This is a genomic window from Saccharothrix sp. S26, assembly GCF_021390395.1.
Classification (GTDB): domain Bacteria; phylum Actinomycetota; class Actinomycetes; order Mycobacteriales; family Pseudonocardiaceae; genus Actinosynnema.
Genome location: NZ_JAJUWT010000007.1, coordinates 52,008 through 78,185, shown reverse-complemented (window position 1 = coordinate 78,185; position 26,178 = coordinate 52,008). Strand labels below are relative to the sequence as shown.

28 protein-coding genes are annotated in these 26,178 nt (G+C 71.9%); 6 read left to right on the top strand and 22 right to left on the bottom strand.

The features are described from left to right. The first annotated feature begins 123 nt into the window (after positions 1–123). A complete protein-coding gene (locus LZG04_RS12695; protein ID WP_233816403.1) occupies positions 124–789 on the top strand; it encodes a DedA family protein in 666 nt (221 codons plus the stop codon). Between the two features lie 3 nt (positions 790–792). Here the strand turns inward: LZG04_RS12695 and LZG04_RS12690 are convergent, their stop codons facing one another. Together LZG04_RS12690 and LZG04_RS12685 are read right to left on the bottom strand one after the other, a co-directional pair. Then, positions 793–1,428 (bottom strand): nucleoside/nucleotide kinase family protein, encoded by a 636-nt coding sequence (locus tag LZG04_RS12690; RefSeq protein WP_233816401.1) that lies wholly within the window; start codon positions 1,426–1,428, stop codon positions 793–795. Beyond that, positions 1,410–2,234: a PfkB family carbohydrate kinase gene (locus tag LZG04_RS12685; RefSeq protein WP_233816923.1), complete on the bottom strand. Its 825-nt coding sequence runs from the start codon at positions 2,232–2,234 to the stop codon at positions 1,410–1,412. Before LZG04_RS12685 ends, LZG04_RS12690 begins: the two co-directional genes overlap by 19 nt. A 77-nt stretch (positions 2,235–2,311) precedes the next feature. Here LZG04_RS12685 and LZG04_RS12680 point away from each other — a divergent pair, with 77 nt between their 5' ends. Then, positions 2,312–3,277, top strand: coding sequence for a LacI family DNA-binding transcriptional regulator (locus LZG04_RS12680; RefSeq protein WP_233816399.1), 966 nt, complete (start codon positions 2,312–2,314; stop codon positions 3,275–3,277). Here LZG04_RS12680 and LZG04_RS12675 read toward each other — a convergent pair. From LZG04_RS12675 to pyrE, 5 genes are all read right to left on the bottom strand, one after another. Continuing rightward, a complete protein-coding gene (locus tag LZG04_RS12675) occupies positions 3,266–4,336 on the bottom strand; it encodes a glycoside hydrolase family 76 protein (protein WP_233816397.1) in 1,071 nt (356 codons plus the stop codon). The genes LZG04_RS12680 and LZG04_RS12675 overlap by 12 nt on opposite strands. A gap of 25 nt (positions 4,337–4,361) precedes the next feature. Further along, positions 4,362–5,054 carry an RNA methyltransferase gene (locus tag LZG04_RS12670; RefSeq protein WP_233816395.1) on the bottom strand — a complete coding sequence of 231 codons (693 nt, stop codon included), beginning with the start codon at positions 5,052–5,054 and terminating at the stop codon, positions 4,362–4,364. 37 nt (positions 5,055–5,091) lie between these two features. Continuing rightward, positions 5,092–5,472, bottom strand: coding sequence for a DUF2784 domain-containing protein (locus LZG04_RS12665; protein ID WP_233816393.1), 381 nt, complete (start codon positions 5,470–5,472; stop codon positions 5,092–5,094). A gap of 61 nt (positions 5,473–5,533) precedes the next feature. Further along, positions 5,534–6,226 (bottom strand): hypothetical protein, encoded by a 693-nt coding sequence (locus LZG04_RS12660; RefSeq protein ID WP_233816391.1) that lies wholly within the window; start codon positions 6,224–6,226, stop codon positions 5,534–5,536. Between the two features lies 1 nt (position 6,227). Further along, positions 6,228–6,782 carry an orotate phosphoribosyltransferase gene (gene pyrE / locus LZG04_RS12655; RefSeq protein ID WP_233816921.1) on the bottom strand — a complete coding sequence of 185 codons (555 nt, stop codon included), beginning with the start codon at positions 6,780–6,782 and terminating at the stop codon, positions 6,228–6,230. A gap of 53 nt (positions 6,783–6,835) precedes the next feature. Here pyrE and LZG04_RS12650 point away from each other — a divergent pair, with 53 nt between their 5' ends. Beyond that, on the top strand, positions 6,836–7,405 hold the full coding sequence (locus LZG04_RS12650) for a hypothetical protein (protein ID WP_233816389.1): 570 nt from the start codon (positions 6,836–6,838) through the stop codon (positions 7,403–7,405). Positions 7,406–7,463: 58 nt separating this feature from the next. Here LZG04_RS12650 and LZG04_RS12645 read toward each other — a convergent pair whose 3' ends face one another. The 6 genes from LZG04_RS12645 to clpB all read right to left on the bottom strand — a co-directional run bounded on the left by LZG04_RS12645 (position 7,464) and on the right by clpB (position 13,742). After that, positions 7,464–7,901, bottom strand: coding sequence for a hypothetical protein (locus tag LZG04_RS12645; RefSeq protein ID WP_233816386.1), 438 nt, complete (start codon positions 7,899–7,901; stop codon positions 7,464–7,466). Then, positions 7,898–8,815, bottom strand: a complete 918-nt coding sequence (locus LZG04_RS12640) for a WXG100 family type VII secretion target (RefSeq protein ID WP_233816385.1) — start codon at positions 8,813–8,815, stop codon at positions 7,898–7,900. Before LZG04_RS12640 ends, LZG04_RS12645 begins: the two co-directional genes overlap by 4 nt. Continuing rightward, positions 8,812–9,168 carry a hypothetical protein gene (locus LZG04_RS12635; RefSeq protein WP_233816383.1) on the bottom strand — a complete coding sequence of 119 codons (357 nt, stop codon included), beginning with the start codon at positions 9,166–9,168 and terminating at the stop codon, positions 8,812–8,814. The genes LZG04_RS12640 and LZG04_RS12635 overlap by 4 nt, the downstream gene beginning before the upstream one ends. 70 nt (positions 9,169–9,238) lie before the next feature. Further along, entirely contained in the window at positions 9,239–10,018 is a 780-nt protein-coding gene (locus LZG04_RS12630; RefSeq protein ID WP_233816381.1) for an SDR family oxidoreductase, read from the bottom strand. Continuing rightward, positions 10,015–10,710, bottom strand: a complete 696-nt coding sequence (locus tag LZG04_RS12625) for a hypothetical protein (protein WP_233816379.1) — start codon at positions 10,708–10,710, stop codon at positions 10,015–10,017. Before LZG04_RS12625 ends, LZG04_RS12630 begins: the two co-directional genes overlap by 4 nt. A 449-nt stretch (positions 10,711–11,159) precedes the next feature. Next, positions 11,160–13,742 carry an ATP-dependent chaperone ClpB gene (clpB, locus tag LZG04_RS12620; RefSeq protein ID WP_233816377.1) on the bottom strand — a complete coding sequence of 861 codons (2,583 nt, stop codon included), beginning with the start codon at positions 13,740–13,742 and terminating at the stop codon, positions 11,160–11,162. Positions 13,743–13,924: 182 nt separating this feature from the next. Between clpB and LZG04_RS12615 the strand changes: the two genes are divergently transcribed. After that, positions 13,925–14,305: a VOC family protein gene (locus LZG04_RS12615; protein WP_233816375.1), complete on the top strand. Its 381-nt coding sequence runs from the start codon at positions 13,925–13,927 to the stop codon at positions 14,303–14,305. Between the two features lie 500 nt (positions 14,306–14,805). Next, positions 14,806–15,909: an FAD-binding oxidoreductase gene (locus tag LZG04_RS12610; protein ID WP_233816373.1), complete on the top strand. Its 1,104-nt coding sequence runs from the start codon at positions 14,806–14,808 to the stop codon at positions 15,907–15,909. Between the two features lie 110 nt (positions 15,910–16,019). Here LZG04_RS12610 and LZG04_RS12605 read toward each other — a convergent pair whose 3' ends face one another. From LZG04_RS12605 to LZG04_RS12565, 9 genes are all read right to left on the bottom strand, one after another. Beyond that, a complete protein-coding gene (locus tag LZG04_RS12605) occupies positions 16,020–16,697 on the bottom strand; it encodes an alpha/beta fold hydrolase (RefSeq protein WP_233816371.1) in 678 nt (225 codons plus the stop codon). A gap of 237 nt (positions 16,698–16,934) precedes the next feature. Further along, a complete protein-coding gene (locus LZG04_RS12600) occupies positions 16,935–17,363 on the bottom strand; it encodes a heat shock protein transcriptional repressor HspR (protein ID WP_233816353.1) in 429 nt (142 codons plus the stop codon). After that, positions 17,360–18,529, bottom strand: coding sequence for a molecular chaperone DnaJ (dnaJ, locus tag LZG04_RS12595; RefSeq protein WP_233816343.1), 1,170 nt, complete (start codon positions 18,527–18,529; stop codon positions 17,360–17,362). The genes LZG04_RS12600 and dnaJ overlap by 4 nt, the downstream gene beginning before the upstream one ends. A 19-nt stretch (positions 18,530–18,548) precedes the next feature. After that, positions 18,549–19,262 (bottom strand): nucleotide exchange factor GrpE, encoded by a 714-nt coding sequence (gene grpE / locus LZG04_RS12590; protein WP_233816341.1) that lies wholly within the window; start codon positions 19,260–19,262, stop codon positions 18,549–18,551. Next, positions 19,259–21,112 carry a molecular chaperone DnaK gene (gene dnaK, locus LZG04_RS12585; protein WP_233816339.1) on the bottom strand — a complete coding sequence of 618 codons (1,854 nt, stop codon included), beginning with the start codon at positions 21,110–21,112 and terminating at the stop codon, positions 19,259–19,261. Before dnaK ends, grpE begins: the two co-directional genes overlap by 4 nt. Positions 21,113–21,351: 239 nt before the next feature. Then, positions 21,352–22,140 carry a DUF4097 family beta strand repeat-containing protein gene (locus tag LZG04_RS12580; protein WP_233816336.1) on the bottom strand — a complete coding sequence of 263 codons (789 nt, stop codon included), beginning with the start codon at positions 22,138–22,140 and terminating at the stop codon, positions 21,352–21,354. A 137-nt stretch (positions 22,141–22,277) separates the two neighbouring features. Further along, positions 22,278–22,847 carry a hypothetical protein gene (locus tag LZG04_RS12575; RefSeq protein ID WP_233816334.1) on the bottom strand — a complete coding sequence of 190 codons (570 nt, stop codon included), beginning with the start codon at positions 22,845–22,847 and terminating at the stop codon, positions 22,278–22,280. A 23-nt stretch (positions 22,848–22,870) separates the two neighbouring features. Further along, positions 22,871–23,404 (bottom strand): TetR/AcrR family transcriptional regulator, encoded by a 534-nt coding sequence (locus tag LZG04_RS12570; protein WP_233816332.1) that lies wholly within the window; start codon positions 23,402–23,404, stop codon positions 22,871–22,873. Further along, the gene (locus LZG04_RS12565; RefSeq protein ID WP_233816322.1) at positions 23,391–23,723 is read right to left on the bottom strand and encodes a multidrug efflux SMR transporter; all 333 of its coding nucleotides are present in this window, start codon (positions 23,721–23,723) and stop codon (positions 23,391–23,393) included. Before LZG04_RS12565 ends, LZG04_RS12570 begins: the two co-directional genes overlap by 14 nt. A gap of 139 nt (positions 23,724–23,862) precedes the next feature. Here LZG04_RS12565 and LZG04_RS12560 point away from each other — a divergent pair, with 139 nt between their 5' ends. Continuing rightward, on the top strand, positions 23,863–26,136 hold the full coding sequence (locus tag LZG04_RS12560; RefSeq protein ID WP_233816320.1) for a (Fe-S)-binding protein: 2,274 nt from the start codon (positions 23,863–23,865) through the stop codon (positions 26,134–26,136). Positions 26,137–26,178 lie beyond the last annotated feature (42 nt).

Here is a 26,178-nt window from a genome sequence, read left to right as displayed (position 1 = left end):
GTGACGGTGATCACTCCAGTGCGTGTTCGGGTCCGCACGCACCGCAGCGCCTCCCAAGGCTTCGGCAACGCGTTATCCCCATGTCGCCCAGCCGACCCCGCTGTCCCACGTAGGCTGCATGGCGTGGTGTTGTCCGCAACGTCCGAAGCTGCCGCGTTCGTTCAGCTCGATTCCGCAGGCCCGCTGGCCGTGTGGCTCATCACGCTGAGCTTCATCTTCTTCGAGTGCGCCTTCATCTTCGGCCTGTTCCTGCCCGGCGACTCGCTGCTGTTCGCCGCCGGTGTGGTGCTCGCGTCCCACGACGCCGAGCTGTCCGCCTGGCTGCTGTCGGGGGTCGCGCTCGCCGTGGCCGTCATCGGCAACCAGATCGGCTACTACATCGGCCGGCACACCGGCACGCGTCTGCTGGCCCGCCGCGGCGGCAAGGTGCTCAACAAGCAGAACCTCGCCAAGGCCCGCGACTTCCTCGACCGGAGAGGCTTCTGGGCGATCGTGCTGGCCCGCTGGATCCCGTGGGTCCGCACGCTGGCGCCGATGATCGCGGGCGCGGCGCGGATGGACCCGAAGCGGTTCATGCTGGCCACGACCATCGGCGCGGTGGCGTGGGTGCCGACGCTGGTGCTGGCCGGCTACTACGGCGCGGGTCTGCTGGCCGCCGTGCCGTGGCTGGAGACGGTCGCGGTGATCGTCAGCATCGCGTTCTTCGTCGGCGGCACCGCCTACGGCCTGTACCGGTACCGGCAGGAGATGCGCAAGCCGGTGGACGAAGAGGTCTCCGCGACGTCGTGACGCTCACAGCACCTCGGTGATCACGAGGTCCGCGGCGGACTTGGAGGCGTTCACCATGAGCGCGTTCACGTGGTCGGTGCCGTGCAGCACGCGTTCCCGCGCGTCCTCCAGCGACCGCCCGTACCGGACGTGCCGGTCGATCAGGCGCGCCACCCGCAGGTCCTCGTCGATCATCAGGAACCACGCCTCGTCCAGCACGACCCGCACGCGCTTCCACTTGTCGTACTGGAGCAGCAGGTAGTTGCCCTCGGTGACGACCAGCGGCACGGACGGGTCGACCGGCACCGCGCACGCGATCGGCTCCTCGATCTCGCGGCGGAACTCCGGCGCGTACACCACGTCGGGCCCGCACGCCTTCAGCCGGCCGAGCAGGTCGACGTAGCCGGGGATGTCGAACGTGTCCGGCGCGCCCTTGCGGTCGGCCACGCCCAGGCGCTCCAGCTCCCGCTGGGCCAGGTGGAAGCCGTCCATGCCGACCAGGGCGGCGTCGTCGCCCAGCGCGTCGACCAGCCGGCGCGCCAACGTCGACTTGCCCGAGCCCGGCGCGCCGCCGATGCCGAGCAGCCGGCGCTCGCCGGTGTCCACCAGCAGCCGCGCCCGGTCGACCAGCTCGTCGAACCTCACCCGCTGTCCCGCCACCGTCCCAGCTCCTCCACCCAGTCCCGCGCGGTGTGGCGCACCCGCACCGCGGCGACCTCGTTCGCATACCGGACGGCGTCGTCCACCGCCAGGCCCCGGGCGACCGCGACCGCCAGCGCACCGTGCCACACGTCGCCCGCGCCGTTGGTGTCGCGTGCCTCGACAACAGGTACCGGTTGCGAACCGGTGGCACCACCACGCGACCAGGTGACGGGACGCGGGCCGTGCGTCCGGATCACCAGCGGCACGCCGCGGGCGTGCACCTCGGCCTCCGACAGCTCGAACGCCGCCGAGCACGCGGCGACGTCGACCAGCGGCAGCAGCTCGTCCAGCACGGGCTTCCAGCTGCCGGCGTCCAGCACCACGGGCACGCCCGCACGTCTCGCGTGCCGTGCCGCCCGCACCGCGAGCGGACCGAGGTGGCCGTCCACCAGCACCACGTCGGACTCCTCCACCAGCGCCGGGTCCACGGTGGAGTCCACGTCGACCCCGACGGCGTTGCGCGAGATCACGGTCCGCTCGCCGTCGCGCTCGCGCACCGCGACCATGCTCAGCGCCGGACCGCCGTCCCCGACCGAGAGCACCTGCACCGGGTGCAGCCGGGCGCGGGCGAAGTCGCCGAGCTCGCCGCCGACCGAGGTCAGCAGCACGGCCCGGTGCCCGAGCGCGGCCACGGCGCGCGCCGCGTTCGCCGCCGGGCCGCCGGGCGCGAGGTGCACGTCCAGCGACTGCACCTTCTGCCCCGGCGCGGGGAACTCGGCCACCCGCTGGCTCACGTCGACGGTCGTCAGCCCGACACACAGCACCGAAGCCACGTCACGCCCCTCCTACCCGGTAAAGTCCCCACGCAATCGCTTGCGCAAGCCCGAACGGGGACGAGTCCATGGTCACCATGCGGGAGGTCGCCAGTCTCGCCGGCGTCTCCATCACCACGGTCTCACACGTGATCAACGAGACCAGGTCGGTCGCGCCGGCCACCAGGGAACGGGTGCTCAAGGCGATCGAGGAGACCGGCTACACCGGCGACGCCATCGCCCGCTCGCTCGTCACGGGCGGCACGAAGTCCCTGGGTCTCGCGGTGTCGCTGGTGTCGCACCCGTACTTCGCCGAGCTGATCGCGGCGATCGAGAGCGAGGCCACCCAGGCGGGCTACACGCTGGTGCTGATCGACACGCGGGACACCGCGGAGTCCGAGCGGGCCGCGGTGCGGATGCTGAGATCGCGGCGGGTGGACGGGGTGCTGCTCACGCCGACGTCGGGTTCGGCCGCGCTGCCGGAGCTGCGCCGGCTGGGCGTGCCGACGGTGCTGGTGGACCGGCTGACCGTGGCCAAGGACACCGACCAGGTCGGCCCGGAGAACGTGCAGGCCACGTCCACTTTGGTGCGGCACCTGGCGGAGCTGGGGCACCGGCGGATCGGGCTGGTGTCGGGCCGGCCGGGCCTGGCGACCACGGACGAGCGCGTGCTGGGCTACCGGCTCGGCCTGGGCCGGGCGGGGCTGGCGTGGGACGAGGAGCTGGTGCGGCCGTCGTTGGACCCGCTGCTCGGCCAGGTCTCGGGTGTCGTGGTGAGCGACCACCAGGTGCTGGTGGACGTGCTGCGCACGGCCCGCGCGCGGGGTGTGCGGATCGGGTCGGAGCTGGCGCTGGTGACCTACGACGAGGTGGAGTGGGCCGAGCTGGTCGACCCGCCGCTGACGTCGATGGCGCAGCCGGTGGAGGAGATCGGGCGCACGGCGGTGCGGCTGCTGCTGGCCCGCATCGAGGACCCGGACCGGGCGCCGGAGACGATCCGGCTGCCGCCCGTGCTGCGGCACCGGCAGTCGTGCGGCTGCCACTCAGCGGTGTGACGGCACGACGTCGCCGCGCTCCAGCAGGGCGGCGGCCTCCAGCGCCATCCACCCGCCGAGCTGCACGGACAGGTCGCGTTCTCCTCCGCCGTCCTTGTCCGCGGGCCGTGACCAGTCCGGGCCGAACAGCGGACCGCTGACCACCGCGGTCCGGTTCGCCCACACCGCGTTCGCCGAGCTGAACACGATGTCCGCCGCCCGTGCCGCCTGGGGCCGGTCCAGCCGCAACGCCGCCTGCGCGAGGTAGCGGGTGAGGATGCCGCCGAACAGGCCGCCGTCGCCGCCGCCGTGCCCGCGCAGGACGCCGTCCACGGCCAGGTGCTTGTCGACGGCGTCGATGATCCGCGCCGCCTTGTCCTGGTAGCGCCCGCCCAGCTCCACGCACGCGCCGAGCAGCACGCCCTGGCAGTAGGTGTAGAAGTTCTTCTCGACCTCGCGGACCGTGCCGTCGGGGTGCACGTGCAGCCCGTCCCACGCCAGCCCGGTGTCGGGGTCGACCAGGGCGTCCTCGACCCAGTCCACGATGGACCGGGCGCGACCCAGGTCGGCACGCGTGCCCAGGCGGGCGAAGAAGATCGCCGCCGGGCCGTTGGCGGGCACGTTCTTGAAGTCGTCGTCGCGCCGCCACCAGATGCCGCCGCCGCCGTGGTCGGTCCAGCCCTCGCGCAGCCGGTCGGCGATCGTGGCGACGGCCTTGGGCCGCGCGATCCCGACCTCGCGCTCCGCGCGCAGCAGCGCCAGCCCGAGCCAGGCCACGTCGTCGTAGTAGTCGTTGGTCCAGCCGGTCAGGTTGCGCACCCGGATCCCGCGCACGAGCCGCCGCACCAGCGCGACCCGCGCGTCCTTCGGCGAGCGGAGCTGGGCGTCGAGCACGCAGTCGAGCAGGTGCGCCTGCCACCAGTAGCTGAACCGGACGTGCGCCCGGCCCGGCCAGTCCGGCGGCCAGGCGACCGCGCCGAGGACCGTGCCGGGCACTCCCCAGACCCGACGCAGGTGCCGGGACTCGACCGCGCGTTCGGCGACACCGGCGCGCGCGGACAGGAGCTTCGGTGTGGTCACCCCACCAGCGTGCCGACTGAACCGGTCAAGAAGCTCGCCGGAACAGTTCCCAATGGTAGAGGCCCATGGCGACGCTGGTGGTCAGGTTGTAGCTCGACACCTTCGGCCGCATGGGCAGCGACACCACGAGGTCCGCCCTGGCCCGCACCTCGGGCGAGAGCCCGTGCCGCTCCGAGCCGAACGCCAGCACCGCGTCGTCCGGGATCCGCACGTCCCGCAGCTCCCGCCCGCCCGCGTCGAACGCGATCACCGTGCCGCGCACGTCGTCCGGACCGCCCAGCCGCGCCACGGGCACCGCGAAGTGCAGCCCGGCGCTGCCGCGCAGGACGTTCGGGTGCCACGGGTCCACGTCGCCCAACGACACCACCCCGCCGGCACCGAGCCCGGCCGCCACGCGGATCACCGCGCCGAAGTTGCCCAGGTTGCGCGGGTTGTCCAGCAGCACCAGCGGTGCGCTGCGCCGTGCCGCCAGGTCGACCGCGGGCCGTCGCGCCAGCCCGCCGACCCCGGTCGGGTGCGACCGCCCGATCACCCGCTCGAACTCCGCCGCGCCCACCACCCGGGCCCGCTCGAAGACCTCCACCAGGTCCGGTGCGTGGGACCGCGCCAACGCGACCGCCTTCTCCCGGTCGAGCACCACCACGGTGTCCACCGCGCCGCCGAACCGGACCGCGTGCTTGACCGCGTGGAACCCTTCGAGGACCACTTGCCCGACCACGTCACCCCCGGCGTTGGAAAGACCGTGGCGATCGTAGTCAGCGGCACGCCTCGGTCGCCGACGCCTGCTGGTCGCGCCGCCTGAGGTAGAAGCCCGTCCACGAGACCAGCACGACCAGCGCCACGACCACCTGCACCAGGCGTGCCGCCGACTCCGGGTAGAGGACGCCGTCGATGTAGGTGTCGATGAAGCCGTCCGCGAGCCGCGGCCGGCCGGCGGCATCGCGCAGCTCGTTCTCCAGCCACGTCAGCGGGCAGGCCAGCGGGAACAGCACGATCAGCAGCGCCCAGGCGGCCATGGCGAGGTGGAAGTACAGCACCCTCGGCCAGCGCCAGGCCAGGAATCCCCCCACGACGAGGAACACCAGGACGCCGAAGTGCACCACCATGACCAGCTCGGCGAACGCGCGCGCGACCATAGTGACCTCCCTGTCGACCAGGGTAGGCCGCGCGGAGATCGCGTGCCCGCGATTTCCCGGTTCAGCCCCGCGGCAGCGCCTGCCACGGCACCCGGCCCGCCAGGTCCAGCAGCAGGTCGGCCAGGTGCGCCAGCGGCGCCTGGAGCAGCGGTCCCGGCACGGCGGCGGCCAGGTTGTGCTCGTCGAACGCGATCGCCACCCCGTTCGCCCTCGGGTCCTGCACCAGCGCCTGCGCGAGGCCGGAGCCGAGCAGCGCCGAGGCGAACGCCGGGTTGCGGCGCCGCACCTCGTAGCGGGCGTCGAACACCGGGTCGCCGGTCGCCACGAACTGCTCGAACAGCCCCCACACGCTGTCGTTGCGCGGGCTGATCAGCACCCATGGCCCCGGCATGGGACGCGGCACGACCACCACCGTGTAGGTGCGGTAGTCGGACGTGACCACGTTGTCGGCGCGGAACACCACCTCGACGGCCAGCACGGGCACACCGCGCCAGTGGCCGACGAGCTGGAACTTCACCCGGCTCCGGTCGGCCTCCAGCATCCGCCCGACCTGCGGCACGCGTTCGGCGAAGCCCTGGTCCTCGGCGACGAACCGCCACCCCAGGGCGGCCTCCAGCGCCCGCATCTGCTGCTCCCACTGGCTCACGAACCGCTGGTCCGTGAACGGGTTCCGCTTGCGGCGCGACAGCCCCACGGCGACCCCGACACCCAGGATCGCCACGATCACCAGCAGCAGGACCAGCGCGCTGACCATGTCAGGCCAGGCCCAGGTCGGCCAGGTCCAGCAGGTACCGGTAGGGCAGCCCGGCCTCCTCGATCACCTCGCGCGCGCCCGTGCCGCGGTCCACGACCGTCACCACGCCGACGACCGTGGCGCTGTGCGCGCGCAGGGCCTCGACGGCGGTGAGCACGCTGCCGCCGGTGGTGGAGGTGTCCTCGACCGCCAGCACCCGCTGCCCGGCGACCTCGATGCCCTCGATCTGGCGCTGCATGCCGTGCTGCTTGGCGGACTTGCGCACGACGAACGCGTCCAGCACCTCGCCCGCGCCCGCGGCGGCGTGCATCATCGCGCAGGCCACGGGGTCCGCGCCCAGCGTCAACCCGCCCGCGGCCACGTAGTCCCAGTCGGCCGTGAGCTGCCGCAGCAGCTTGCCGATCAACGGGGCCGCGGCGTGGTGCAGCGTCGCCCGGCGCAGGTCGATGTAGTAGTCGGCCTCGGCACCCGAGGACAACGTCACCTTGCCGTGCACCACGGCCAACTCGCTCACCAACCGCGCCAGCTCGGCCTTCGCCGCGGCGTCCAGGACCACTTCAGTTCGCACGGGTCCCAAGAGTGTCATACCGGGCCGTACGCTGGCACACCGTGACCCTTCCCGGCGCCGACACCCTGATCATCGAGCAGCCCTGGGGCGTGCTGCGACACCTGCTGGGCACCCGGTACCGCAACGACGTCTACGACGGGCGCGGCGCGTTGGTCGCGTCGGTGTCCGAGCGCGGTTTCACGGGACCGCTGCGCAAGGTGCTGCGCGCCACGGCGTTCTCCGGCCGCACGACGTTCGACCTGGCCCTGGCCGACCGCGGGCGGCCGCTGCTGCTGATCCGCAAGGGCTCCGGCAAGCCGCCGACGCGCGTGACGTGGCCGGACGGCACGGTGATCGGCTCCGTGCGGCACGAGGGGCACGGCGCGTACGCGCTGCTCGACGCGGCGGGCGCGCGGCTGTGCCTGCTGCACGAGGCGGCGTCGTTCAGCCCGGGCGCGATCGCGAAGCGGGACGGGCGGCGCGTGCGGCGCGACGTGCTCACGATCCGACCGGGCACGCCGGAGCCGGTCCGGTCGCTGGCGATCGCCGCGGCCGTGGCCTACGACGTGGTGCGCGGCGTGGGCACCAACCACACCAGCGCGGGCGGGTTCGACTTCCCCACGCTGACCTGAGCGCGGGTGGCCCGGTCGCCTGTGGACCGCGCAAGCGTCCACAGGCGACCGGCCGGCACTACCAGGCGTCCTCGGTGAACCGGTTGGGCTCGTCGTCGTCATCGTCACCGCGGCGGCCGGCCGGGCGCGGCGAACCCGCCGAGACGACGTCCTCCGGGTCGTTGCCCTCTTGGATCGCCGTGTACGCGCGCTGCAAGTCCGGGATGCCGGTCTGCAAGGCGCGCTGCACGCCCTCGTCGTCCACGGCCCGCCCGGACGCGATGTCCTCCCAGGACATCTCGCCCGCGTCGACCCGCCGCGCCAGCTCCTTCAGCTCGCGGGGCGCGCCGGGGCTGTGGGCGAACCGCGAGATCTCGGCGAAGTCGGCCTGCGTCAGGCCGCGCGAGCGCAACTGCACCTGGCTCGCCGCCCGCGCGGTCTGCTCGACGTTCGCCATCCGCTGCTCGACGTCGGCGACCAGCGCGTCCAGCCGCGCCTCGTCGTACGGGAACGTCACTGCCCGTCACCCCCTCCGGAGCCGGAACCCGAACCGGAACTCGCGCCCGCCGGCGCCGGCGCGGGCGCTGTGGGCGGCGGCTGGCTGTAGCGGCCGTTCGCCGCGACACCGGCCTTGCCCAGGCTGTAACCGCCCATCGCGGCGCCGATCGCGCCGGACTTCGCCGCGGCCACGCCGTTGTCGAACTTCTCCCGGCCGTCCTGGTAGCCGTCCACCACGTCGAGCAGGTCGCCGACGTCGCGCACGTCCTTGAGCTTGGACAGCGCGGTGCCCATGGCGACGATGCCGTCGATCATGCCCTGGACGCCCTCGATCAGCGTCTGGATGGAGATGATGATCTTGCGGATGGCGTCCACGATCTGGATCGCGTCGTAGACCATCCACACCGCGCGGCCCCAGCCGACGACCGGGATCCACGCCGTCATCGCGGCTTCCATCAGCTTGCCGACCAGCATGTCCAGCAGCGTCAGCGCCAGGCCGCACGCCGTGCGACACGTGCTGGCCGTCGACCGGAACTGGTTGCCGATGATCCGCGCGATCTGCGAGTCCGCCTCGATGGCGATCACCCACATGGTGCCCATGCGGGTCTCGAACGCCTTCGCCGCGTCACCGTCCCAGTGCGGCGCGAGCTGCTCCGCGCCCGCGTCCACGTTGTGCCGCACGGCGTCGAGCGCCTTGGCCACCCGGTCCCACGCGTTGGCGTTCTCGTCGATCTTCTCGAAGTCGCCGAGCAGCGGCTTGATCAGCGCGTCGAGCAGGTTCTCGCCGGTGACCTTCTCGTAGATCCAGTTGACGCCCTGGATCTTCCAGCCGGCCTTCTCGATGAGCTCCCGGGTCGTCTGCCGGCCGGGGCGGTTCTCCGCCGCCGCGCCCAGCGCGACCGACGGGTCTTCGACGTCCGCGTACCCGGTCATCGCCCGCCACCCCCGAGCGACGGCGCCTCGGCGACCGAGTGGAGCTGGGCGAGCACCCGGTCCAGGACGCCCATCACCATCTCCTCGTTCTTCTCGTACATGTCGGCGGCCTTGTTCAGGCTCTCCGCCTCCTTGAGCATCATCTGGTTGGCGAAGTCGAGGGTCTCCCCGTACAGGGACGCCACGCCGGTGACGATGGGCTGGAGCAGCGCGAGCAGACCGGTGAACCCGGAGGTGTCCCCGCCCTTGGACACCGCGTGGTCCTTGATCGTCATGAAGTGCTGCGCGTTGCGCGTCAGCAACTCGCCGTACCCGCGGAGCTCCGGCGGCTCCACTCTGAACTGCTCACCCATGGACGGTTCCTCCCTGTTCCAACTAGTGGAGTGGGACGGACCGGACCGGGTTCGGGTTCCCGGCAGTTCTCTAGGTGCGACCTCGTCCGCCCGCCGCGCGGGAGGCTATCCGCCTGACCAGCGCGCGCGGAACCAGCCGGGCGAACAACGTGATGGCTTTGTACTGGGTGCCGGGCACGGACAGCACCTTGCCCGCGCGCAGGTCGGCCAGGCACTCGTGCACGACCCGGTCGGCGTCGAGGTAGAGCAGGTCGGGCGTCTTGGACATGTCGATGCGCGCCCGCTGGTGGAACTCGGTGCGCACGAAACCCGGGCACAGCGCGAGCACGCGCACGCCCGTGCCCGCCGTGGCCATCGCCATGCCCTCGGAGAACGACGTCACCCACGCCTTGTCCGCGCTGTACGTCGTGCCGCGGCCGGGCAGGAACCCGGCCACGCTGGACACGTTGACCACCGCGCCGCGCCCGCGCGCCACCATCCCGGGCAGCGCCGCGCGGGTCAGCCGCAGCACGCTCGTCACGTTGACGTCCAACTGGGACTGCAGCTCCCGCGGGTCGGCGGCGAAGAACTCGTTCGACAGGGCGAAGCCCGCGTTGTTGACCAGCAGGTCGACCTCGCGCCCGCCGAGGAAGTCGGCGACCTTCGCGCGGCCCGCCTCGGTCGCCAGGTCGGCGGGCAGCACCTCGGCGGTGATGCCGTGCGCGGCGCGCAGCTTGGCGGCCGTCTCCTCCAGCCGCCGCTCGTCGCGGGCGACGAGCACCAGGTCGTGGCCCTCGGCGGCGAGCCTGCGGGCGAACGCCGCGCCGATGCCCGAGGAGGCGCCCGTCACCAGGGCGGTCGGCGGCGTCACGGCTTGCGCCCGAACTGCGGGCGGTGGACCTCGCCACCGGCGTCGGCCTCGGGGTCGGCCTCGAACGGGTCGATCACGTCGGCGAGCTCGCCGAGGTCGCGCAGCAGCCGTTCCAGCCGGGCGGGGGTGGAGTTCGGGGGCGCGGCGGCGAGCACCCAGTCGTCCTCCAGCCAGACGACCGTGACGTCGCCGCCGATCTCCTCGGCCGCGTCGACCAGGTCGGGGGTGATGAGCTTGCGGGCGGCGGGCAGCTCGCTGACGAACGCGTACCGCGAGCCGACCGGTCCGAGCAGGTCGGGCATCTGGTCGCGCTGGAACGGCACGCTGGGCAGCCACAGCTCGATGACCACCGGCAACGCCCGGCGGCAGCGCACGCCGACCAGCACCGAGTTGACCTTGCCGTTGGTCTCGTGGTCGAGCACGTAGACCTGGCGGCGGCCGTCGGCGGTGAAGGTGGAGCCGGCCACGACGTCCTTGGCCACGCCCGCGCCGTAGTAGGCGATCGCGCCGCTCTCCCAGCGGGTGGGCAGCACGTGGTCGGTCTCCTCGAACTGCCAGCCGCGCAACGCCGCCCAGCGGCGACGTTCGCGGTTACGCGCGGTTCGCTGCGCCCGGTCGGTGGCGAGCAGGGCGAACCCCGCGACGCCCGCGACCGCGGCGACGGTGAACCAGACCCACGCCGGTATGCCCACGGTGCGAGAGTAGCGGGCGGCGGTGAACAAACGAAGATCACTTGGGGCGTGGTTCGCGCGAACGGATCAAGCTGTTACCCGGATCGCGCAGCGCGGGCGGTGGCGGCCCGTGCTCGTCGCACGTCGGCGGGCCCCGACTTATCCACAGGCCACGGCGTTGTCCACAGGCCCACCCGGCCCACCTTCCCGCTGTCGGACCTGGCCGGCAGAGTAAAAACAGGGGTCCCCCGGTCGGGGACGCCTGCGCAGCCGGCGGCACGGCCCGCCGGGGGCGCGTCGAGGAGCCGCGTGCGAGGGCCGGGTGATGCGCGGCTCGACCGGCGGACGCCCACCCGGGTGTCACCGACAGGCTCGACGTGGCTGATGCATCGGCACCAGTCGTACTCGGGTCCGGGTCGACGTGCCGCGGGACGCGCCCGGCGAGCCGAGCGCGTCCCGTGCCGCTGAGGTCAGGACCTGCCGACGATCAGGCCCGAGTGGTCGTCCAGGACCTCCACCTTCACCGTGTCGCCGTCACGCACCTCGCCCGCCAGCAGCTCCTTCGCCAACTGGTCGCCGATGGACGACTGCACCAGCCGCCGCAGCGGCCGGGCCCCGTACACCGGGTCGAAGCCGTTCAACGCCAGCCACTCGCGCGCGGCCGGGGTGACCTCCAAGGTCAGCCGCCGCTGCGCCAGCCGCCGCCCGAGCCGGTCCACCTGGATGTCCACGATGGACGTCAGCTCCTCGGTCGCCAACGAGTGGAACACCACCACGTCGTCCAGCCGGTTGAGGAACTCCGGCTTGAAGTGCGCCCGCACGATCGCCATCACGGCGTCGCCGCGCTGCCGCTCGTCCAGCGTGGCGTCCGCGATGACGTGCGAGCCGAGGTTCGACGTCAGCACCAGGATGGTGTTGCGGAAGTCCACCGTGCGGCCCTGGCCGTCGGTCAGCCGGCCGTCGTCGAGCACTTGGAGCAGCACGTCGAACACGTCCGGGTGGGCCTTCTCGACCTCGTCCAGCAGCACCACCGAGTACGGGCGGCGGCGCACCGACTCGGTCAGTTGGCCGCCCTGGTCGTAGCCGACGTAGCCGGGGGGCGCGCCGACCAGCCGGGCCACCGAGTGCTTCTCGGAGTACTCGCTCATGTCGATGCGGATCATCGCCCGCTCGTCGTCGAACAGGAACTCCGCCAGCGCCTTGGCCAGCTCGGTCTTGCCGACGCCGGTCGGGCCGAGGAACAGGAACGACCCGGTCGGCCGGTCGGGGTCGGCCACGCCCGCGCGGGTGCGCCGCACCGCGTCCGACACGACCCGGACCGCCTCGGCCTGCCCGACCACGCGCTTGCCCAGCTCCTCCTCCATGCGCAGCAGCTTCGCCGTCTCGCCTTCGAGCAGCCGGCCCGCCGGGATGCCCGTCCAGGCGGAGACCACGTCGGCCACGTCGTCCGGCCCGACCTCCTCCTTCAGCATCACGGCGGCGTCCTGCGTGGTGCGGGTCGCCTGCTCCAGCTCCTTCTCCAACGCCGGGATGCGCCCGTACCGCAGCTCGGCCGCCCGGCCCAGGTCGCCGTCGCGCTCGGCCCGCTCCGACTCGCCGCGCAGCTGCTCGAGCTGCTCCTTGAGGTCGCGGACCTTCTCGATCGAACCCTTCTCGTTCTGCCAGCGCGCGGTCAGCCCGGCCAGGTCCTCGCGCTTCTCGGCCAGCTCGGCGCGCAGCGCGGCCAGCCGTTCCACCGAGGCCGGGTCCGACTCCTTGGCCAGCGCCATCTCCTCGATCTCCAGCCGGCGCACCGCGCGTTCGACCTCGTCGATCTCCACCGGGCGCGAGTCGATCTCCATGCGCAGCCGGGACGCGGACTCGTCCACCAGGTCGATGGCCTTGTCCGGCAGGAAGCGGGCGGTGATGTACCGGTCGGACAGGGTGGCGGCGGCGACCAGGGCCGCGTCGGTGATCCGCACGCCGTGGTGCACCTCGTAGCGGTCCTTGAGGCCGCGCAGGATGCCGATCGTGTCCTCGACCGACGGCTCGCCGACGAAGACCTGCTGGAACCGGCGCTCCAGGGCCGGGTCCTTCTCCACGCGCTCGCGGTACTCGTCCAACGTGGTCGCGCCGACCATGCGCAGCTCGCCGCGCGCCAGCATCGGCTTGATCATGTTGCCCGCGTCCATCGCGGACTCGCCGGTCGCGCCCGCGCCCACGATCGTGTGCAGCTCGTCGATGAACGTGATGACCTGGCCCGCGGAGTCGGTGATCTCCTTGAGCACGGCCTTGAGCCGCTCCTCGAACTCGCCCCGGTACTTCGCGCCCGCGACCATCGCGCCCAGGTCGAGCGCGACGACCTTCTTGCCGCGCAGGCTCTCGGGCACGTCACCGGCCACGATCCGCTGGGCCAGGCCCTCGACGATGGCGGTCTTGCCGACGCCGGGCTCGCCGATCAGCACCGGGTTGTTCTTCGTGCGGCGCGACAGCACCTGCACCACGCGGCGGATCTCGGCGTCCCGGCCGATCACCGGGTCCAGTTCGCCCTTGCGGGCGCGTTCGGTCAGGTCGACGCCGTACTTCTCCAACGCCTGGTAGGTGCCCTCGGGGTCGGGGCTGGTGACCCGCGCCGAGCCGCGGACCTTGCCGAACGCCTCCTTCAGCGCCTCGGGGGACGCGCCGTGGCGGCGCAGCAGGTCGGCGACCTGGCCGCCGTGGTGGGCGAGGCCGACCAGCAGGTGCTCGGTCGACACGTACTCGTCGCCCATCTCGGTGGCCAGCTCCTGCGCCTTGCTCAGCACGCGGACCGCGTCACGCGAGAACTGCGGCGCGGACACCGACGAACCGCTGGCCGCGGGCAGCGCCCTGGCCAGCTGCTCCAGCTCCTTGTGCACCTGCTTCGGGTCCGCGCCGACGGCGGAGAGCAGGGGCGCGGTCAGGCCGTCGCCCTGGGCCAGCAGCGCGCCGAGGAGGTGGACCGGGCCGACGTCGGGGTTGCCCGCGATGGTCGCCGCCTGCACGGCGGCGGACACGGCCTGTTGCGTCTTGGTGGTCGGGTTGAAAGCGTCCATTCCTCACCTCGGTCGGGTGTTCGTGCGCAGGGCCGGCGGTCCGCACAGCCTTCATCGGAGTCAACGTCAGAAAAGTTGAGCCAGTTCCGCTCAACCTAGTGGACGTCGTGTGGTCTCGGCCACGCGCGGGGTGGACCGGAAACTCGGGTGCGGTGCGGCGGCCCCGCCAGGACGATCAGCGGATGACCTCACTCGTGCAGCACATCACCATCGACTGCGCCAACGCCTACGAGCTGGCCGGCTTCTGGAGCCAGGTCACCGGGCAGCCGATCTCCGAGCACGACTTCCCCGGCGACCCCGAAGCGCTCGTCGCACTGCCCAACGGGACCGGGCTGCTGTTCATCCAGGTGCCCGAGGCCAAGTCGGTGAAGAACCGGGTCCACCTCGACCTGCGGCCCGACATCACCCGTGACGCCGAGGTGGAGCGGCTGCTCGGGATCGGCGCGACGCTGGTGTCGGACATGCGCCGGCCCGACGGCAAGGGGTGGGTCGTGCTGGCCGACCCGGAGGGCAACGAGTTCTGCGTTGAACGCAGCGCAGCCGAGCGGGCCGAGCAGGGCTGACACCCGTCACCCACATGTCGCAGCCGGTTGTCCACACCGGCACCTGAGTTGTCCACAATCCGCAGGTGGGAATCCACAGGCGACTGCGGCCCACCGCACCGGTGCGGTCTGCCGGCCGCCACCAGGGTGAACGTGGGCCGGCGAAACGTCGACGGAACTCCGGTTCGTGTCGCGTTGCCCACGTCCCCGAGGGGAGCGTTCGCCTGGCGGTGGGACGCAAGCGTCGGATTCGGTATACGTGGAAGGGAATGTCCACCCGTTCGCCGCAACGCTGTGCGACCGTCCGTGATCGCACTGCACTCGAAGGTGGCATCAAGGAGTCGACCGGCCAGTTGGCGGGTTAGTGTCCCCTCGTCGGGGATGGAAGCTTGACGAGGACGTAGCGCCCTTGCTGGCGCCGCCAGAAACGTGGAGACTGCGCCCGGACCATGACTGCGAACGCCGTGTTGAGCCCCATCCCGAGCCCACCACACCGAGAACCTCCTCCTGGTGTCACCGCCATGGTGCGGATGATCCGGGAGAGCTTCGCGGTGGTGGAGCCGCGCGCCGAAGAGGTAGCCAAGTTCTTCTACGGCATGCTCTTCAGCCTCGCGCCGGCGACCCGTGAGATGTTCCCCGTGAACATGGAGGTCCAGCGCAGCCGACTGCTGCGCGCCCTGGTCCACGTCGTGCAGATGGTGGACCGGCCGGACGACCTGATCCCGTTCCTGCGCCAGCTCGGCCGCGACCACCGCAAGTTCGGCGTGGTGAACGTGCACTACGAGTCGGTCGGGACGGCGTTGCTGGCGGCGGTGAAGAAGTTCGCCGGGCCCGCGTGGACGCCGAAGGTCGAGATGGCCTGGGCCGAGGCGTACACGATCATGGCGCGGGCGATGCAGGAGGCGGCGGCCGCCGACGACGGCCCGGCCTACTGGCACGCCACCGTGCTGGACCACCAGCGGGTGAGCTGGGACCTGGCGGTCGTGCGGCTGCAACCCGACCACCCCGTCGGGTACCGGGCCGGGCAGTACGTCAGCGTCGAGACGCCGCAGCGCGCTCGGCTGTGGCGGTACTACTCGCCCGCGAACGCGCCCCGCGAGGACGGCATCATCGAGTTCCACATCCGTTCGGTCGAGGGCGGGTGGGTCAGCCGGTCGATCGTCGGGCACACCCAACCGGGTGACGTGTGGCGGATCGGCCCGCCGATGGGCCGGCTGGGCGTCGACCGCAAGTCCGGGCGGGACGTGCTGATGGTCGCCGGCGGGACCGGGGTCGCGCCGATGCACGCGATCATCGACGAGATGGCGCAGTGGGGCGAGAACCCGCGGGTGCACCTGTTCATGGGTGGGCGGACGCGGGAGGACCTGTACGACTTGGACAACCTCCAGCGGTTCGCGATGACGAACCCGTGGCTGACCGTCGTGCCGGTGCTGGAGTCGGATCCCGGTGCGCGTGGTGTGGAGCAGGGCACGCTGGCCGACGTGGTGACGCGGTACGGGGCGTGGCAGGACCGGGACGTGCTGGTGTGCGGCTCGCCGTCCATGATCCGGGCGACCGTGTCGCGGATGCTGGTCGCCGGCACCCCGCTGGACCGGATCAAGTACGACCCGTTCACGCTGGACTGAACACCTTCCCGAAACTTTTTCACCTTCACCTACCCCCCACTGGACGCCACCGCACACCCCCGGATCAGGTGACCTCGCATCCCCGGATCAGGTGACCCCGTGACCGTCCGTCACACCGGCTGCGGCCGCACCGCCCCCAGCACGGCCGCCACCGTGCCGGGCCGGCTGGTCTGCGGACAGTGCCCACCGTCGACCTCGATCGCCTCCACCCCGAGCCGCTCCCGCGCGGCCCGCCGCATCCACGACGGCCGCAACGTGCGGTCGTCGCGCGGCAGCACGTACGTCGACGGCAAGTCCGGCAACGGGTGCACCTCGCGGTACGTCGCCGCGGGGTAGAACAGCCGCAACGTCCGCAGCCCCGCCCGCACGCCGGCCAGGTCGCAGTCGTGGAACAGGAAGTACGACGCCACCACGGGGTCCGCGGTGGGCGGCTCGGTGAGGCCGCGCCACTCCGGGTTGAACATCTCGCCGGCCTCGACCGCCAGCTCGTCGGCCAGCGACACGGGCCCCGGGATCATCGCCGCCACCCACACCAGGTGCGACGCCCCGACCGCACGCGCGATGGCCGGCATCAGCAGACCCGCGCCGGAGTGGCCGACCAGGACCGGGGCCAGCGCGTCGCCCGCCTGGGCGCGGGCGATCGCGGCGTAGTCGGCGGCGAGCAGTTCCGGCCGGTCGGTCGGCAGGTCCACGGCCACGGTGCGGTGGCCGCGCTGCCGGAGCAGCTCCTCGACCGGCCGCCACGCCGCCGGTGACTGGGTGGTGCCGTGCACGAAGAGGAAGTCCACGGGTCCAGTCTGGCCCCGTTTCGCTTCGTCCCGCCGGGCCTGGCCCGGTGTGGTCCGGGGCCGGTCAGGGTCCGGGCTCGGTCGGGGTTCGTGCCGAGGTGGTCTGGCGCCGTCGGTGCGGTGGAGAAGGTTGGGGTGGTTGGGGGGTCGCGGGGTTCCTCGTTCTAACCGAGGTACGGGAACGGTGTTTCCGTACATTTTCGCGACATGATCACCCTATTGGGCGACCCCAGGGCCTCAGCGCTTGGTGTTCGGCTTCCACACGACCAAGGCCGTCTCGTGGCGCACCGGCACGAGGTCGCGGCGGTAGGAGGCGTGGACGGAGGCGGCGGCGTGTTCGGCGGCGGCCATCGCGTGGGACAGTTGTTCGGTCAGTTCCTGCACCTTGGCGCGCAGGGCGCCGACCTCGTTCTCCAGCTCGATGATCCGCTTGATGCCGGCGAGGTTGACGCCCTCCTCCTGGGAGAGCCGCTGGACCTCGCGCAGCAGCACGATGTCGCGCATCGAGTACCGGCGCCCGCCACCGGACGTGCGGCCCGGTGACACCAGGCCGAGGCGGTCGTAGGCGCGCAGGGTCTGGGCGTGCAGACCCGACAGCTGGGCCGCCACGGAGATGACGAAGAACGGGGTGTCCTCGTCGGTGCCGGGCGGGAACGGGAAGCTCACACCGACCTCTTCTCCAACAGGGCGTTGAGCTCCGCGCGCGGGTCGTGCTTCGCCGTCACCGACGCGTAGTTCTCCAACGCCTCCCGGGCTGCGGCATCCATGTTGTTCGGCACCGCCACGTTGAGGGTGATCAGCAGGTCGCCGACCTGGCCGTCACGCCGGGCGATGCCCTTGCCCTTGGCCCTGAGCACGCGGCCGCTGGCCGTGCCCGCGGGCACCTTCAACGTCACCTTGCCCTCCAGCGTGGGCACGGTCAACGTGGTGCCCAGCGCCAGTTCGGGGAAGGTCACCGGCACGGTCACGGTCAGGTCGTTGCCCGACCGGCCGAAGATCGGGTGCGGGTTGACGTGCACGCGCACGAACAGGTCGCCCGCGGGCCCGTTGTTGCGGCCCGGTTCGCCCTGGCCCGCCAGCCTGATCCGCTGGCCGTCGTCCACGCCCGGCGGGATGCGGATGGTCAGGGTCCGGGTCTTCGTGCTCACGCCGTCGCCGTCGCACTCCGGGCACGGGTCGTCCACGATCCGGCCGGTGCCGCGGCAGTCCGCGCACGGCTCGGAGAACGCGAACGCGCCCTGGCTGCGGGTCACCAGGCCGGCGCCGCCGCAGTTCGTGCAGGTCCGCGGCGACGTGCCGGGGCGCGCGCCGGAACCGGCGCAGGTGCCGCAGGTCGCGGGGCTGGACAGGCGCATGGGCACGGTCGCACCCTTGACGGCCTCGGTGAAGTCGATCCGGACGTCGGTCTCGACGTCCTCGCCACGACGGGGCCTGGTCGCCGACCCGGCCGTGCCGCCCCGGCGGTTGAACAGGCCGCCGAGCAGGTCGCCGAGACCGCCCATGCCGCCCGCCTGCGCGCCCTGGCGGCCGAACAGGTCGCCGACGTCGAACCCGCCGCCGCCCGCGCCGAACCCGCCGGGGAACCCGCCGCCCCCGGAGAAGAGGCGGCGGGCCTCGTCGTACTGCTTGCGCTTCGCGGTGTCCGACAGCACGCCGTACGCCTCGGACACCGCCTTGAACCGCGCCTCGGCCTTGGCGTCACCGGGGTTGGCGTCGGGGTGCAGTTCCCGCGCCAACTTCCGGTACGCCTTCTTGATCTCGTCGGCCGAGGCGTCGGAGGTGACGCCCAGCTCGCGGTAGAAGTCCTTCTCGATCCAGTCGCGAGCGCTCAACGGACGCCGCCCCCTTTCCTCAGTCCTGCTGCTGCTCTTCGACCGGCTTCTCGACGGCCTCGTCGGCCGGCTGCTCGGCGGCCGGCTCGTGGTCGGTCACCGCGACCAGCGCGGGCCGCAGCACGCGCTCGCCGAACCGGTAGCCGCGCCGGAGCACGGCGGTGACGGTCGGCCCGCTAACGTCCGGCGAGGTGCTGTGCTGCACGGCCTCGTGGACGGACGGGTCGAACTCCTCGCCCTCGTGCCCGAACGGCTCGAGCCCGGTGCCGTGCAGGGCGCTGACCAGCTTGTCGGCCACCGCCTTGAACGCGCCGGTGAGGTCGCCGTGCGCGCCGGCCCGCTCGACGTCGTCCAGCACGCCGAGCAGCTCGCCGGCCACCTGCGCCTTGGCCGTGGTGATCACCAGCTCCCGGTCGCGCTCGACGCGCTTGCGGTAGTTGGCGTACTCGGCGGTCAGCCTCTGCAGGTCGGCGGTCCGCTCGTCCAGCTGGGCCTTCAGCTCGGCGGACGGGTCGACCGACGCGGACTGCTCCTCCTGCGGCTCGGGGGCGGCGTGCTTGCCGCCGCCCTCGGCCGCCGCCTCGGCCGAGCCGGTCGCGGGCTCGGTCGGGGCGTCGGCGGGGGCCGCCTCGGGGTTCTCGTCGGCCGGGGGCTGCCGCACCTGGCCGGTCTCGGGGTCGACGCGCCTGCGGTCGCGCACGACCACGTGGGGCTGTTCCTCGGGCTGGGTCACTTCTTCTCGTCCTCGTCGACGATCTCCGCGTCCACCACGTCGTCGGCCTTGGGGCCGTCACCGGCGGTCGCGCCACCGGCGGCACCGGCGGCGTCGGCCGTGGGCGCGGAGTTGGCGTACAGGGACTGGCCGATGGCCTGGGACTCCGTGGCGAGCTTCTCCACGGCGGCGCGGACCTTGGCGATGTCCTCGCCCTTGAGCGCCTCGGTGGTCTCGGCGATGGCCGCGGTGACCTTCTCCTTGACGTCGGCCGGGATCTTGTCCTCGTTCTCCTTGAGGACCTTCTCCGTCTGGTAGACCAGCGTCTCGGCCTGGTTGCGGACCTCGGCCTCGTCGCGGCGGCGCTTGTCCTCCTCGGCGTGCGCCTCGGCGTCCTTGATCATGCGCTCGATGTCGTCCTTCGGCAGCGCGGAGCCGCCGGTGATCGTCATCCGCTGCTCCTTGCCCGTGCCCATGTCCTTGGCGGACACGTGCACGATGCCGTTCGCGTCGATGTCGAAGGTGACCTCGATCTGCGGGACGCCGCGCGGGGCCGGGGGCAGGCCGGTCAGCTCGAACATACCGAGCTTCTTGTTGTCCCGGGCGAACTCGCGCTCACCCTGGAACACCTGGATCTGCACGGACGGCTGGTTGTCGTCGGCGGTGGTGAAGATCTCCGAGCGCTTGGTCGGGATCGTCGTGTTGCGCTCGATGAGCTTGGTCATCACGCCGCCCTTGGTCTCGATGCCCAGGGACAGCGGGGTGACGTCGAGCAGCAGGACGTCCTTGACCTCACCCTTGAGCACACCGGCCTGCAGGGCCGCGCCGACCGCGACGACCTCGTCCGGGTTCACGCCCTTGTTCGGCTCACGGCCGCCGGTCAGCTCCTTGACCAGCTCGGCCACCGCGGGCATGCGGGTGGAGCCGCCGACGAGCACGACGTGGTCGATGTCGCCGACGCTGATGCCGGCGTCCTTGATCACGTTGTTGAACGGCGCGCGGGTGCGCTCCAGCAGGTCGTTGGTGATGCGCTGGAACTCGGCGCGCGACAGCGTCTCGTCCATGAACAGCGGGTTCTTGTCCGCGTCCACGGTGATGTAGGGCAGGTTGATGGAGGCGTTGTTCGAGCTGGACAGCTCGATCTTGGCCTTCTCGGCGGCCTCGCGGATCCGCTGCAGCGCCATCTTGTCCTTGGTCAGGTCGATGCCGTTGCTCTGCTTGAACCGCTCGACCAGCCAGTCGACGATGCGCTGGTCCCAGTCGTCGCCGCCGAGGTGGTTGTCGCCGGAGGTCGCCTTGACCTCGACGACGCCCTCGGCCAGCTCCAGCAGCGAGACGTCGAACGTGCCGCCGCCGAGGTCGAAGACCAGGATGGTCTGCTCCTTGTCGCCCTTGTCGAGGCCGTAGGCCAGGGCGGCGGAGGTGGGCTCGTTGACGATGCGCAGCACGTTGAGGCCCGCGATCTGGCCGGCCTCCTTGGTGGCCTGGCGCTGGGCGTCCTCGAAGTAGGCGGGGACGGTGATGACCGCGTCGGTGATCTCTTCGCCCAGGTAGGCCTCGGCGTCGCGCTTGAGCTTCATCAGCACGCGCGCGCTGATCTCCTGCGGCGTGTACTGCTTGCCGTCGATGTCGGCGGTCTTCCAGTCCGTGCCGATGTGGCGCTTGACGGACCGGATCGTCCGGTCGACGTTGGTGACCGCCTGGTTCTTGGCGGGCTGCCCGGTGAGCACCTCGCCGTTCTTGGCGAAGGCCACGATGGACGGGGTGGTGCGCGACCCCTCGGAGTTGGCGATCACCGTCGGCTCGCCACCCTCGAGTACCGCGACGACGGAGTTGGTCGTCCCCAGGTCGATGCCGACCGCTCGCGCCATTGGATTCCTCCTGGTAGTGCGTGTGTGAGAGCCCCGCGTTGAGCGGTACCGGCTCAAGTTTAGCCAGCGGCGGCGGACTTGAGTCCACCCGGCTCAATCTTTCTGCCTGTCCAACGGACGGGGTGCCTCCGGTGTTCCCGCGCGGGGGTGATCCGGGACACGACCGGTGACGCGGAACGGCCCCGGTCGGGCGACGCGCGGGGCGTCACCGACCGGGGCCGACGAGGGGGCGCGGGTGATCAGGCGGCCTGGCGCACGGTCACGTCACCGCTGCCCGAGCGCAGGGTCAGCACGGCGGCGGCGTTCGGGTCGTCCTCGACCTTGATGTCCTTCTCGCCGCTGCCCGCGTCCACGTCGACCTTGAACGCGCCCTGCGGCACGTCGACGGTCACGTTGCCGCTGCCCGCGTCGGCCCGCACGGAGTTGACCGCGGCGAGCCGCACGGTCACGTCGCCGGAGCTGCTGTCGACGGTGACCGGGCCTCGCATGTCGGACAGCCTGGTGGTGCCGGAGCCGACCTTGCCGGTGAACTCGCCGCCGACGCCGGCCACCTCCAGGTCGCCCGAGCTGTTGTCGACGCGCACCACGCCCGCGACGTCGCGGAAGGTCGCGTCACCGGAGCCGATCTCGACCTCGACGCCGGCCACGCCCTCGATCCGGACGTCGCCGGAGGAGTTCTCGCCCGTGATCCGGACGTCCTTGGACGGGACCGTGACCTCGTAGTCCACCGAGCAGCGGCTGCCGCAGCCGTCCAGCACGAGGGTGGAGCCCTCCACGCGGTGGGACACGCCGCCGGGCTTGTCGACGTCCTTGGGGTACTCGACGCGGCGGCGGATCTCGGTCGCGGTGGCGCCCTCCTCGCCGCGGACGACCACGTTGCCGGAGCCGTTCCGCAGCCGCACCTCGGTCACCTGCTCGGACACCGTGTGGCTGTCGTCGAAGCCGTTCTGCACCAGCCGCACGCACGACGTGAGCGCCAGCGCCGCGACCACCACCACCCCGGCCGCCAACGCGATCCGCTTAACCACCGCTGCCCCCTCAACCGTCAAGACCTGTCGACGTTCAAGCTAGGGGCACCGGGAGGGCCGGCCCACCGGGAAGGCCCCCGACCGGATACGGGGGTTGTCCCTACCCCCGCGGTCAGCGCTCCGTCAGCGGGCAGGGGTCAGGCCAGGGACTCGACGACGGCGCGCAGGGCGGGCGCGGAGCGGGTCGGGTCGACCAGGAAGCGCTGCGAGGCGATGACGTGCGTCTCGGTCATCCGCTCCCACACCATGCCCTGCACCGGCACCTCGGTGATCACCAGCCGGAACGGCCGCACGTACCGCCCGAGCCTGCCCTCGACGCCGCGCACGACCTCGCCGATGGGCAACGCGCCGCGTGACGTCACGTACCGCTGGTCGTACTCGGCCGCCGCCGCGCCCAGGGCCAGCACGGCCGCCCGCAGCGCGGGCCGGACCTGCAACGACTGGCCGGACGGGTCGGACGGCGAGCCGCCGGGCAGCTCGGCGCGGGCGTGGTCGAGCACGTCGGCCCACCAGCCGAGCCACTCCTCGGCCGCGGCCGCCCGGTCGACCCCCGGCGGCACGACGACCGGCACCGAGGGGTCGAGGCCGGGCAGCTCGGGCACGGTCTCGACCGAGAGCGCGAGCGTGTCGCGGATGAACAGAGCGGTGTTGACCGTCTGATTCGTCCCGTGCGACACCTGCCACGACTCACGACCGGCGAACCTCATGGCACCAGTGTCCCGCGCGAAGGTCATCCGCCGAGCATCAGAAGGGACACGACCGGCTCCAAATCCTCCGCCATTGGGGGGAAATCCGCGATCAACGCCTGGATCAGCAGCCCGTCGAGGCCCGCGAGGACCGCCCGCAGCCGCACCGGGTCGCGCGGTCCGGCGACCTCGGCCATGAGCGAGACCCACCGCCGGGCGGCGGGGCGCAGCTCCGGGCGGCGTGCCGCCAGCAGGTACAGCTCGTACTCGGCGAGCGTGCGCCCCCGGTGCGCGCCGGCGGCGTCGGCGATGAACCGGGCCACGGCGGCGGGCGTGAGGGGCACCTCGCGGAAGCTCGCGGCCATCTCCTCGGCCGACCACGTGAGCGTGGCGATCAGCAGGTCGTCCAGCGTCGCGTAGTAGTAGGTGGTCGACGTCGTGGGCACGCCCGCCTCACGGGCCACCGACCGGTGGCTGACGCCGGCCACGCCGTCGCGCTCCACGACCCGCAGCGTGGCGGACAGGATCTCCCGGCGGCGACGGTCGCCGCGCGCCCGGCGGCCGTCAGGCGGAGGCACCGCTGCCCACTTCGATCGCCACCACCCCCGCGATCACGAGCAGCAGCCCCACCACCATCGTGGCGTTCAGCGGCTCCTTGAACACCAGCACGCCGACGCTCGCCACCGCCGCGATCCCGAAGGCGCACCAGATCGCGTACGCCACGCCGATCGGCATGCCCAGTTGCAGCACCTTGCTCAACGCGCCGAACGCCACCACGTACCCCACGATGACCACGACCGAGGGGATCGGCTTGGAGAAGCCCTCGGAGAGCTTGAGGAACACGGTGGCGGTGACCTCGCCGATGATCGCCACGGCCAGCGCCAGGTACACGAGCACGTCCCGCCCCCAGAAAGTTGAACGCCTGTTCCACTAGTCTACCGGCCGTATGTGATCGGCCACGTCCAAGTGGTTACCGGCCAGTAATCGGGCGTAGGCTGCCCAGCCAGGAGAACGGACGAGAAAGGCCGCCACCACCATGGGAGCCCTCCAGCTCACCCTCGGCGCCATCGGCGTCGCCGTCAGCGTGTTCGCCTGGGGTCTGTTCGTCGCCGGTGTCCTGCGGATGATCAAGATCATCCGCCTCGGCCAGCCGGACGCCACCCGCAACGGGCCGTTCCTGCCCCGCCTGCGCACCCTGGTCGTGGAGTTCGTCGCGCACACCCGGATGGCCAAGTTCCGCAAGGTCGCGCCCTGGCACTGGATGGTGATGTGGGGCTTCCTGATCGGCTCCGCGGTGCTGTTCGAGGCCTACGGCGAGGTCTTCGACCCCGGCTTCCACTGGCCGCTCATCGGCACCTGGTCGCTGTGGCTGCTGCTGGTCGAGCTGCTCGGCATCGGCACCGTGGTCGGCGGCGTCGCGCTGGCGGTCATCCGCCAGCTCAACCACCCGCGCCGGGCCGACCGGGTGTCGCGGTTCGCGGGCTCGGACTTCAAGTCCGCGTACTTCGTCGAGGCGGTCGTGATCATCGAGGGCCTCGGCATCCTCGGCGTGAAGGCGTTCAAGCAGGCCTCCGGCCTGGAGGACCCGCCGCTGTGGACGTCGTTCGTCACCGCGCCGCTGTCGACGATCCTGCCCGCGAGCCCGAACTGGGTCTCGATCATGGCCATCACCAAGCTGCTGTCCGGCATGGTCTGGCTGATCGTGGTGTCCAAGAACCTCACCATGGGCGTGGCCTGGCACCGGTTCAGCGCGTTCTTCAACATCTACTTCAAGCGCGAGGACGACGGCGGCGTCGCGCTCGGCGCGCTCAAGCCGATGATGAGCGGCGGCAAGGTCCTCGACCTGGAGGAAGCCGACCCCGACAAGGACGTGTTCGGCGTCGGCAAGGTCGAGGACTTCACCTGGAAGGGCTGGCTGGACTTCAGCACCTGCACCGAGTGCGGCCGCTGCCAGTCCCAGTGCCCCGCGTGGAACACCGGCAAGCCGCTGTCGCCCAAGCTCGTCATCACGCAGCTGCGCGACCACGCCTTCGCCAAGGCCCCCTACCTGCTGGCCGGCGGCTCGCGCGACATGGCGGGCGACGAGGTCGGCCTGGTCGAGGACAAGTACGAGGACTACAAGAAGCGCCTGGAGTCCATCGACGTGCTGGCGATGGCCGAGTCCGAGCGGCCGCTGGTCGGCGGCGCGGACGAGCTGGGCGTGATCGACCCCGAGGTGCTGTGGTCGTGCACCACGTGCGGCGCGTGCGTCGAGCAGTGCCCGGTCGACATCGAGCACGTCGACCACATCGTCGACATGCGCCGCTACCAGGTGCTGATCGAGTCGAACTTCCCGTCCGAGCTGGGCGGCATGTTCAAGAACCTGGAGAACAAGGGCAACCCGTGGGGCCAGAACGCCAAGGACCGCCTGGCCTGGACCGAGGGCCTCGACTTCGAGGTGCCCGTGTTCGACGGCGAGCTGGGTGACGCCGAGTACCTGTTCTGGGTCGGCTGCGCGGGCGCGTTCGAGGACCGGGCCAAGAAGACCACGCGGGCGGTGGCCGAGCTGCTGCACACCGCGGGCGTCAAGTACACCGTGCTCGGGCCGGAGGAGTCCTGCACCGGCGACCCGGCGCGGCGCGCGGGCAACGAGTTCCTGTTCCAGATGCTGGCGCAGCAGAACGTCGAGGTGCTCAACACCGTGTTCGACGGTCGCGGCCCCGGCCAGCGCAAGATCGTCGTGACGTGCGCGCACTGCTTCAACACCCTGGCCAACGAGTACCCGCAGGTCGGCGGCCAGTTCGAGGTCGTGCACCACACGCAGCTGCTCAACCGGCTCGTGCGCGAGCGCAGGCTGGTGCCGGTGGCCGAGGTCGCCGAGGACGTCACCTACCACGACCCGTGCTACCTGGGCCGGCACAACAAGGTCTACGAGGCGCCGCGCGAGCTGGTCGGCGCGTCGGGCGCGACGCTGCGCGAGATGCCCCGCCACGAGGAGCGGTCCATGTGCTGCGGCGCGGGCGGCGCGCGCATGTGGATGGAGGAGCGGATCGGCAAGCGCATCAACCTCGACCGCGTGGACGAGGCGCTCGGCACGGCCCCGTCCAAGATCGCGACGGGCTGCCCGTTCTGCCGCGTGATGCTGACCGACGGCGTCACGGCCCGGCAGAACGAGGGCACGGCGGGCTCGCACGTGGAGGTCGTGGACGTGGCGCAGCTGCTGCTGACGTCCGTGCGCCGGGGCCTGGCCCTGGAGCGCGGTGACGTCCCGACGGACGAGACCCCGACTGGCACGCCTCTGCCGGACGAGGACAAGGCCGCGTCGAACTAGTCGGATGTGGACGAACGCCCCCGGTCGCGGTGCGGGACCGGG

What these genes read in the sequence shown, in the direction of transcription:
- LZG04_RS12635 (WP_233816383.1), bottom strand. Translation starts at nt 9,168, where the DNA reads ATGGGTGAGCAGTTCAGAGTGGAGCCGCCGGAGCTCCGCGGGTACGGC.
- LZG04_RS12660 (WP_233816391.1), bottom strand. Translation starts at nt 6,226, where the DNA reads ATGGTCAGCGCGCTGGTCCTGCTGCTGGTGATCGTGGCGATCCTGGGT.
- LZG04_RS12665 (WP_233816393.1), bottom strand. Translation starts at nt 5,472, where the DNA reads ATGGTCGCGCGCGCGTTCGCCGAGCTGGTCATGGTGGTGCACTTCGGC.
- LZG04_RS12610 (WP_233816373.1), top strand. Translation starts at nt 14,806, where the DNA reads ATGGTGCGGATGATCCGGGAGAGCTTCGCGGTGGTGGAGCCGCGCGCC.
- LZG04_RS12575 (WP_233816334.1), bottom strand. Translation starts at nt 22,847, where the DNA reads ATGAGGTTCGCCGGTCGTGAGTCGTGGCAGGTGTCGCACGGGACGAAT.
- LZG04_RS12560 (WP_233816320.1), top strand. Translation starts at nt 23,863, where the DNA reads ATGGGAGCCCTCCAGCTCACCCTCGGCGCCATCGGCGTCGCCGTCAGC.
- LZG04_RS12680 (WP_233816399.1), top strand. Translation starts at nt 2,312, where the DNA reads ATGGTCACCATGCGGGAGGTCGCCAGTCTCGCCGGCGTCTCCATCACC.
- clpB (WP_233816377.1), bottom strand. Translation starts at nt 13,742, where the DNA reads ATGGACGCTTTCAACCCGACCACCAAGACGCAACAGGCCGTGTCCGCC.
- LZG04_RS12615 (WP_233816375.1), top strand. Translation starts at nt 13,925, where the DNA reads ATGACCTCACTCGTGCAGCACATCACCATCGACTGCGCCAACGCCTAC.
- dnaK (WP_233816339.1), bottom strand. Translation starts at nt 21,112, where the DNA reads ATGGCGCGAGCGGTCGGCATCGACCTGGGGACGACCAACTCCGTCGTC.
- LZG04_RS12640 (WP_233816385.1), bottom strand. Translation starts at nt 8,815, where the DNA reads ATGACCGGGTACGCGGACGTCGAAGACCCGTCGGTCGCGCTGGGCGCG.